Genomic DNA, 6,527 nt, shown 5'->3' on the forward strand with positions numbered 1-6,527 from the left:
TTTTAATCCGCCCAAGCCACGTAAATTTCTCTCGGACCGGAGAACGGATGTCTTCCGTGCGAAACGGAATAGTTGTCGATCACGAGCACGTCCCCATTCTTCCATGAGAAAAGGGATATGTTGTTCCAGAACGCGTCTTGAATCTGTTTCAACTCTTTAGCTGAAATTTCTTGACCGTCTCCATACGTGCAATGTGTGTCCAGATATTCCGTTTTAGTCGTGATCTTTTTGATAAAGGTCAGAATTTCGAGAGCGAGACCCACAAAAAAACCTCGGATCGTTTTTTGACGCGCGAAAATTCTCCAATACTCCTTACGAGCCGCGTCGATGTGAAATACCTGAGAATGGTTGTGCCAAGCCGGAGACTTGAACTCGGGATGTTTACGAATCGCTAATGTAGTGTTGATCAATCTAAGATTGTCCTCGCCGAACCATTCCACTTTGAAGTTTTGTTTTTTGGAAATTTTTTCCACTTCGTCTCGATTCTCCGTTTGGAACATTTCGTCCCAACGTTTGGTTTTCCAAAATTGAAAGCGGGATTGATTGGAAGGTCCGTTGTAAACTCTCGAATAGCGGATTTTTTCGTTTCCGAATTTTTCACGAATGGATGCAGGCACTTCGTTTAAAACCTTTCTGAGATCGGTGATCGGAGTTTCTCCGAATTGACCCGGAGCCTTGCCGCAATAAAAGAAAAGTTTTCTCGGTGGAGAATCCAAAAAGCTCATCTCTGCGTGTTGCATGATCGGGTACGCGGGCGGAAGTTCCGTCGCGGTAAACGCATATTTCGTAACTTGATTGCGCGGAGAAGTTCCGAGATAATTGTTCTTCAGATTGGAATCCACGTTGAGAATCACGTCTTCGAAATCCTGCGGCGAGGAAACGTCGAACCCGCGAAACAAGATCGCCCCGTATTCTTTCAGGTCTTCGGTTAACGCGCGTTTGTTGGTCTTGATCCAACGAATCAATGCGTCCTTACTTTTTTGATCCGATGTATTCGGTTGATAAACGACCGGTAGGGGATTTTTCGAATCGAGAAAACCCTTGGATAGGGAGGAAGCCGATTTCGGTTTAATATTCTTTGCGGAAGTCGCTTTCGTTTTCGGTTTAGATTGTATTTTGTTTTTCGATTTGGGCTTGGATAAGGTTTTAGTTGCCATGGCGTATAACGTCCCCCGAAAGATTTCCAGATCGTACTCAAGGATTGATTTGGAAAAAGTCTTTTTTAGTATGATGAAGAATCTTTCAGTCTTTAGACGCAAGATATATTTGCTATAACAGAATAAAATTTAATAAAATGAATGAGAGCTTTAACTCGGATTTGTGCGGGAGCTCTTCACGAACTCCCCCGATTTCGCGGGAACTCCTAAACCTCCTATTCTTTATCAAAGAATGATTCCGGAACGGTTTGTACAAGATCCTTTTCAGAATGCTAAAGATACTTTGTTTTTGTGGTCGATCGAGAAGCGTTCGTGTCTGTGGAAAAATTTTCCAAATTTCATTCTTCTTCGGGAATCTCGTTTTGAACGGCCCCAATCGAAATTTTTAAGAAAAATTTTAAAGCGACTTGCCCGAGCGTCGTTGTGCCGTTTTTTGTTTCGTAATCCATTTTCAAATTTAGTAAAGGTGAATATAACGATGAAATCCATTCGATTCGGTTTGATTCTTTTATTAGCAGTAGTTTTCTTATCGATTTCCGTTTGTAAAAAGGCGGGCACGCCCCAACTTCCGGGCGATCGCAAATCCTTAAAGATCGGAATTTGTCCGGGACCGTACGGAGATCTTTTGAAAAAGGCGGTGTTCCCGAATCTGATCAAAAAAGGTTATAAGATCGAGATCGTTGAATTCAGCGATTACATACAGCCGAATCTTGCATTAGAAAACGGTGATATAGACGCCAATCTTTTTCAACATACCGTTTATCTGAATAAATTCTCCAAGGATAAGAATCTGAATCTTTCTCCGATCGTTTCGGTTCCGACCGCGCCGATGGCGATTTTTGCGGGAAAGAGTAAAACGGCTCAGGCGGTTCCGAACGGAGGAACGATCACTCTTCCGAACGATCCGACCAATCAGTTGAGAGCTTTGAAGTTGTTTCAAGAATTAGGATTGTTGAAAGTATCTCCCGATGCGAACCCTACGAAGGCTTCCCTTGCCGACGTAACCGAAAATCTTAAGAAACTCGATCTGCGTCCTTTAGAAGCCGCACAACTTCCGAGATCGCTTGAAAGCGCGGAACTCGCCGCGGTAAACGGAAACTTTGCGATCGCTTCCGGTTTGGATCTGACAAAGGCGATTAAACTGGAAACTCTCGCGGAAGAACACAAGAACATCATCGTGGTTCGTTCCAATGAAAAGGAAGTTCCATTCGCTAAGGATCTTGTGGAATCCGTTCATTCTCCCGAGTTTGCAAAGGTGATTGACGCGGACTTTCAAGGTTTTCAAAAACCGGATTGGCTTTTAAACAAGAAGTAAATAAATTCTCATTCATGTCCCGCATTCCTTTTTTAGAATTTAATGAAGTCTCAAAAACCTTTTCTTTAGGAAAGGGAAATACCTTTTCCGCCGTGGACCGTGTCAGTCTTGAAATCGAAAAGGGAGAAATTTTCGGTATCATAGGAACGACCGGAGCCGGGAAGAGCACTCTATTACGTTTTCCTAATTTATTGGAACGTCCGGACTCAGGTCGCATTCTTTTGGACGGTTTGGATATCACCGATCTTCAAGGTAAGAATTTAAGACGACACAGACAGAAGATAGGAATGGTCTTCCAGCAATTTCATCTCGCTTCCAATCGGACCGTTTTCGATAATATCGCGTTTCCGTTAAAAGTTGCAGGAGCCGGTAAAACGGAAATCGGGAGAAGGGTGCGCGAACTTTTAACGCTGGTGGAAATTCCCGAAAAGGAAACCGTTTATCCCGCACAACTCAGCGGAGGTCAAAAACAAAGAGTGGGGATCGCAAGAGCGCTGGCCAATCATCCCGAGCTTTTGTTATGCGACGAACCGACTTCCGCGCTCGATCCCGAAACGACCCGATCTATATTAAAACTTTTGAAACAGATTCGAGAAACCCTTTCGATTACGATTTTAGTAGTAACTCACGAAATGGAAGTGGTCCGGGAAATCTGCGATCGAACCGCGATCATGGATCGCGGAAAAATCGTGGAACTCGATGATACACATTCTTTTTTTGCGAATCCGAAGTCGGAAGCCGCCAAAAAACTTTTGGGTTCTTTCTACGATTCGAGAAGTTCTTACGATCCTTCCGGTCGCGGACTTTCTTCCGAAACCATTTCGAAAACTTCCGCGGAGGATCGTATTCTATGAATCTAATATTCGAAAATCTTCCCTTGGATGAATTCGCAAAGGCGTTTGTACAAACGTTTTGGATGGTGGGAATTTCACTTTCCATTTCGATTCTTTTCGGAATTCCTCTCGGACTTTTGATTTATCTGACCGACAAGGGAATTTTTATCCGAAATAAAATCGTTCATTCCGTTTTGAACACGATCGCAAACGTGGTTCGTTCGGTTCCGTTTGTGATTCTTTTGGTTGCGCTTCTTCCCTTAACTCAATGGATTACGGGAACAACAATCGGGCCGATCGCGGCTTCGGTTCCATTGTCCGTTGCGGCGATTCCATTCTTAGCAAGACTTGTGGAAGCGGCTCTTCGAGAAATTCCGGAAGGGGTTTTGGAAGCCAGCGTTGCAACGGGCGCTAGCCTAACATTGATTATACGAGAAATTCTGATTCCGGAAGCGTTACCCGGAATCGTCGCGGGAATCACTTTGACCACGGTCAGTCTTTTGGGTTTTTCTGCGATGGCCGGAATCGTGGGCGGGGGAGGGATCGGGGATCTTGCGATCCGTTTCGGTTATTACCGCTACGAGGACGGGATCATGTTTGCTACGGTCGCCATTCTCGTGATATTGGTGCAGTTGATCCAGTGGACCGGGGATAAGATCCGAAGAAAAACGGACAAACGCGCGGGTTAAGGACAAGTCGATTAAGAACCGCGCGGGTTCGACGAGAAGCGGCTTTGATTTCCGCGTCGCACGTCACTCTATTCTTTTTTTGGAATGTCTTATTAAATTTCGATACAAACCTTGCCGAAATGTTTTCCGGACTTCAGAGTCTCGAGCGCTTTCGGAGCGTCTTCGAAGGAAAAGATTTCATCCACGACGGGTTTGATTTTGTTCGTGTTGATTGCTATGTTCATGTCCTCGAAATTTCTTTTGCTTCCTACGATGATTCCTTGGATTCGAATTCCTTGCATAAGAATCGGAAAGAGCGAAAGGTTATTGCTTTCTCCTCCGGCCAAAACTCCGATCAATGCGATCGTTCCCCAGGGTTTGGTGCTCGAGATGGACTTTTGAAGAGTTCCCGCGCCTCCGACTTCGATGACGAGATCGGCGCCTTCCATATCGGTTATCTTGCGGACTTCCTTTTCCCAGTTCGGTTTTTCGTTGTAGTTGATGATTTTGTCCGCACCGAGAGCCTTACACTTCGCAAGTTTTTCGTCGCTCGAAGAAGTGGCGATGACCCTACACCCCATCATTTTAGCAAATTGTAATGCGAATATGGAAACGCCTCCCGTTCCTTGAACGACTATGGTCGCGCCGGGTTGGATGTTTCCGTGTGTAACGATCGCGGTGTACGCGGTCAAGGCCGCGCAGGGAAGGGTCGCGGCTTCCGCAAAGGAAAGATTCTCGGGCATAGGAACGATCCCGTGTTCCGGAAAAATTCTATACTGACAAAGAGTTCCGTCGAGCGGTCCGCCGAGAGTATTTTTGAGCATCGTCTTATCCGGTGCGCCGTCCAACCAAGTCTGAGCGAAGTTCGCACAAATCTTATCTCCGACCTTCCACTTGGTGACACCGGGACCGACTTCCGCGATTTCTCCGGCTCCGTCCGAAAGCGGAATCAAAGGAAGTTTTAGTTTCGGGTTATACTTTCCGATCGCCATCAGATAATCCCTGTAGTTCAACGAAGCCGCTCTAAAACGAACGAGAACTTCTCCGTGACCGGGAGTAGGATCGGGACGATCCGCGATTTTTAAATTCTCCAGTCCGAATTGATTTTGAATTTCATAAACTTTCATGAATGCGATTGCTCCGAACGGCGAGAACGACTTTAGAAAATTCTTTCTTGGATCGGAATCTTCTCATTCTTCTTTTCCGTTTTTTGAGAATCTAATTTAGGGTTACGGTTTAAGAAAACACATTTTTCTTTTTACGGATTCGAGGCGGATTCGTTTTGTTTTGACCGGCTGGGTTCGTCTAAGATAAGGATCGTTCCGTTGTTTTCTGATTGATTGGAGGTGGAACGTGGAAAAGCTGGAATCAAAGACTATGAATAGCGTTGCGGACGTTCAGAAAGAAATCGTATCCGAATTTTCGGAATGTACGGATTGGCAGGAACGTTATCAACTTCTAATCGAGATGGGAGACGAGTTGAACTCGATTCCGGATTCCGCAAAAACTTCCGAACGTTTGGTTCCCGGTTGTCAATCTCGGGTTTGGATCGTTTCCGAAGAGAAGGACGGTAAGATCAATTTTCAAGCCGACAGCGATTCCGCGATCACCCGCGGTATGATCGCTCTTCTGATTCGAGTTTTTTCGGGTCGTACTCGCGAAGAAATCAAAAACGCTTCCCTCGAATTCCTAAAAGAGATCGGACTCGACAAACATCTTTCCATGTCGAGAAGAAACGGTCTTTATTCTATGGTCAATATTCTCCGCAACAGCTAAGAAGGACTTCGCGACGATCGCGTCGTTTTGTTGTCGCAGTTTCCTGTCTTCGTTTAACAATTCGAAACTTTCGGGATCGTCGAAACGATCGAACGATCCCGGATTTCTATTTCGCTTAACAATTTAGAATCTTAGAAATTAAATAATTTCCGGTTTGTCCGAAAGTTCGTTCGGATTCCGTTTTCCGGGAGGAAAATGTTTTTGAAGAAGATGCGTAAACCGATCGATGCAGGTAAGAATACTTTCCGTATAATTTCCGTTCCGAAAACCGCTCTGCATCTGATTGCAGATTTCGTCTAACGTTTCCTGCCCGATCTTCTTATAGATCCCTCGGTCGGCCAAAAGTTCGATCTTTCGATCCGTCAGTTGAACGTAGATTAGAATCCCGGTGTTTTCGTCGGTATCCCATACTTTTTTTTCGGAAAAAAGTTCCATCGCTCTTTGTTTTGCGGTAAGACCGGAAATCACTCGAAACACGGGAAGTCCGCCCTCCAATACGACCTTGATTTCTCCTTTGTGCAACGTTTCCGATTTTGCGACCGAGGATTCGATCATTCTTAAGTTTTCAGAGCTGAAATATTTTTTAAAACGATAGGATTTCGATTTGTCCGGATGAAAGGAGAACGCGGAAAAAAAGGATTCCAAAAGATGATTCCAAATTCTTCCTAGGTTCGATCGTTCGGTAGTATTTTGATGTATCATAATATTCGAATATCCTTTACCAGCTTCCGGAGGCTCCGCCCCCGCCAGAACTGCCTCCGCCTCCGCTCCAGGAACC

7 protein-coding genes are annotated in these 6,527 nt (G+C 45.1%); 4 read left to right on the plus strand and 3 right to left on the minus strand.

Features of this window, described 5'->3' with window-relative positions:
* Positions 1-2 precede the first annotated feature (2 nt).
* The gene (locus CH367_RS19790; RefSeq protein WP_100764217.1) at positions 3-1,157 is read right to left on the minus strand and encodes a TauD/TfdA family dioxygenase; all 1,155 of its coding nucleotides are present in this window, start codon (positions 1,155-1,157) and stop codon (positions 3-5) included.
* 478 nt (positions 1,158-1,635) lie between these two features.
* On the opposite strand from CH367_RS19790, the gene CH367_RS19795 reads away from it, so the two are divergent.
* The 3 genes from CH367_RS19795 to CH367_RS19805 all read left to right on the plus strand — a co-directional run bounded on the left by CH367_RS19795 (position 1,636) and on the right by CH367_RS19805 (position 3,994).
* On the plus strand, positions 1,636-2,472 hold the full coding sequence (locus CH367_RS19795) for a MetQ/NlpA family ABC transporter substrate-binding protein (protein WP_100764244.1): 837 nt from the start codon (positions 1,636-1,638) through the stop codon (positions 2,470-2,472).
* Between the two features lie 92 nt (positions 2,473-2,564).
* On the plus strand, positions 2,565-3,326 hold the full coding sequence (locus CH367_RS19800; protein WP_244284650.1) for a methionine ABC transporter ATP-binding protein: 762 nt from the start codon (positions 2,565-2,567) through the stop codon (positions 3,324-3,326).
* Entirely contained in the window at positions 3,323-3,994 is a 672-nt protein-coding gene (locus CH367_RS19805) for a methionine ABC transporter permease (RefSeq protein WP_100764218.1), read from the plus strand. The genes CH367_RS19800 and CH367_RS19805 overlap by 4 nt, the downstream gene beginning before the upstream one ends.
* Positions 3,995-4,086: 92 nt before the next feature.
* On the opposite strand, the gene CH367_RS19810 is transcribed toward CH367_RS19805, so the two are convergent.
* Positions 4,087-5,100 (minus strand): zinc-dependent alcohol dehydrogenase family protein, encoded by a 1,014-nt coding sequence (locus CH367_RS19810; protein WP_100764219.1) that lies wholly within the window; start codon positions 5,098-5,100, stop codon positions 4,087-4,089.
* Positions 5,101-5,350: 250 nt separating this feature from the next.
* On the opposite strand from CH367_RS19810, the gene CH367_RS19815 reads away from it, so the two are divergent.
* On the plus strand, positions 5,351-5,749 hold the full coding sequence (locus CH367_RS19815; protein ID WP_100764220.1) for a SufE family protein: 399 nt from the start codon (positions 5,351-5,353) through the stop codon (positions 5,747-5,749).
* 138 nt (positions 5,750-5,887) lie between these two features.
* Here CH367_RS19815 and CH367_RS19820 read toward each other — a convergent pair whose 3' ends face one another.
* Complete coding sequence (locus tag CH367_RS19820) at positions 5,888-6,451, minus strand: TPM domain-containing protein (protein WP_100764246.1); 564 nt, start codon at positions 6,449-6,451, stop codon at positions 5,888-5,890.
* Positions 6,452-6,527: the final 76 nt, after the last annotated feature.

It is taken from the genome of Leptospira barantonii (assembly GCF_002811925.1).
Taxonomy (GTDB): domain Bacteria; phylum Spirochaetota; class Leptospiria; order Leptospirales; family Leptospiraceae; genus Leptospira; species Leptospira barantonii.

Coding starts and splice junctions, on each gene's coding strand:
- CH367_RS19790 (WP_100764217.1), bottom strand. CDS start 1,157: ATGGCAACTAAAACCTTATCCAAGCCCAAATCGAAAAACAAAATACAA.
- CH367_RS19795 (WP_100764244.1), top strand. CDS start 1,636: ATGAAATCCATTCGATTCGGTTTGATTCTTTTATTAGCAGTAGTTTTC.
- CH367_RS19805 (WP_100764218.1), top strand. CDS start 3,323: ATGAATCTAATATTCGAAAATCTTCCCTTGGATGAATTCGCAAAGGCG.
- CH367_RS19810 (WP_100764219.1), bottom strand. CDS start 5,100: ATGAAAGTTTATGAAATTCAAAATCAATTCGGACTGGAGAATTTAAAA.
- CH367_RS19815 (WP_100764220.1), top strand. CDS start 5,351: ATGAATAGCGTTGCGGACGTTCAGAAAGAAATCGTATCCGAATTTTCG.
- CH367_RS19820 (WP_100764246.1), bottom strand. CDS start 6,451: ATGATACATCAAAATACTACCGAACGATCGAACCTAGGAAGAATTTGG.